General features: G+C 37.7%; 1 protein-coding gene. It reads right to left on the bottom strand.

Annotation, left to right across the window (positions count from 1 at the left end; all coding sequences use genetic code 11):
- Positions 1–629 (bottom strand): MotA/TolQ/ExbB proton channel family protein (locus A6M55_RS05910; protein ID WP_064196888.1); only part of this gene is annotated, 629 nt, incomplete at both ends.

The following is a 629-nucleotide window of genomic DNA, read 5'->3' as shown; positions in this document are numbered from 1 at the left end:
ATTTCGTCAATTTTGTAAGTTAAATCATCAATTTTAGATGTAAAGAAGTTATACATAATGATTGAGATTGCAGATGTACCGATACCTAACGCAGTGTTAATCAAGGCTTCAGAGATACCAGTTGCAAGAGCAGCTGCATCTGGAGCACCACCACCAGCACCTAAAGCTGAGAACGCACGAATCATACCTAATACAGTTCCTAATAAGGCGATCAAAGTTGATACAGTTGCCAAAGTTGAAAGAATTGTAAGGTTTTTTTCTAACATTGGAAGCTCTAATGATGTAGCTTCTTCTACTTCTTTTTGAAGAGCTGCTAATTTTTGTTCTTTGTCTAAAGAAGCGTCAGTTGTAAGAAGGCTGTATTTTCCTAATGCAGTTTTTACTACATTTCCTACAGAACCTTTTTGTTTGTCGCACTCTTTGATTGCATCAGCAACGTTGTTAGCATCTAATAAAGAACGTACTTTACGAACGAAAGCATCGATATTACCTGTACCAGAAGCTTTGTTGATTGTGAAGAAACGCTCGATAGAGAAAACTAATACACAAAGGAAACATGTCATCAAGATTGGTACGACAACACCACCACTGTGGATAAGGCCAAAGAAGTCACCTGGTTTTGGTTTGTG

Source organism: Emticicia sp. MM (assembly GCF_001649495.1).
The sequence above is the reverse complement of the archived record's forward strand: the minus strand, read 5'-3'. Positions and strand labels throughout refer to the sequence as shown.